Source organism: Bradyrhizobium frederickii (assembly GCF_004570865.1).
GTDB classification, from domain to species: Bacteria; Pseudomonadota; Alphaproteobacteria; order Rhizobiales; family Xanthobacteraceae; genus Bradyrhizobium; species Bradyrhizobium frederickii.
Map to the genome: position 1 here is coordinate 1 of NZ_SPQS01000131.1, position 846 is coordinate 846.

Genomic DNA, 846 nt, shown 5'->3' on the forward strand with positions numbered 1-846 from the left:
TCAAGTCGGCCAGCGAGCGTGCACGCATCTTTTTCATTACGTGTCCCCGGTAGATCTTGACCGTAATCTCGGCGAGCCCAAGCTCGGCGGCGACCTGCTTGTTCATCAGGCCGGCAGCGACCAGTTTCATCACCGCCTGCTCGCGCGGGCTTAAGGTCTCAAATAAAGACTGCAGGTTCGCGACCGTCTGCTGAGCCTCCCGTCTTTTGCGATCGCGTTCGGTCGCCGCAACCACGGCATCAAGCAGTTCCTGATCGCGAAACGGTTTGCTGAGAAAATCGACCGCTCCTTCCTTCATAGCCCTGACAGTCATTGGAATGTCGCCATGGCCGGTAATGAAAATGATCGGAATATGTATATTCAACCTCGCTAGCTCGGTCTGGAAGTCAAGGCCGCTCAAGCCTGGCAGTCGGACATCAAGAAGTTGGCAGCTAATAACGTCCGGAATTGTGCTCTGCAGCATTTCGCGGGCTGATCCGAATGCAACGACGTCTAACCCTACCGATTGAAAAAGGTTCGTAAGCGAGCGACGCATGGAGATGTCATCCTCCACGACGAAGACGGTCGCCTTTGTCGAGGCCTCGGCATTGCTGCCTTGATCTGGCGCGTCAAATCGTGCAGTCACGAGACGGCCTCCTTATGCAGCGGTAAGGCAAACTGGAACGTCGCGCCCGGTCCATTTTTGTGGACCATCGACAGTCGTCCTCCATGAGATTCCACGATCGACCGGCAGATCGCAAGACCCATTCCAAGGCCAGTCGATTTGGTGGTGAAGAAGGGATCCAAGACGCGGTCCGCGTCGTTCTCGGCGATGCCGACGCCACAATCGGTCACGGCAAGGTGGAC

General features: G+C 56.5%; 2 protein-coding genes. Both read right to left on the minus strand.

From position 1 onward, the window contains the following. Positions 1-625 (minus strand): response regulator transcription factor (locus tag E4K64_RS40015; protein ID WP_135167643.1); only part of this gene is annotated, 625 nt, incomplete at its 3' end. Then, positions 622-846: ATP-binding protein (locus E4K64_RS40020; protein ID WP_135167644.1), on the minus strand; the 225-nt coding region annotated here is incomplete at its 5' end. The genes E4K64_RS40020 and E4K64_RS40015, both read right to left, overlap by 4 nt.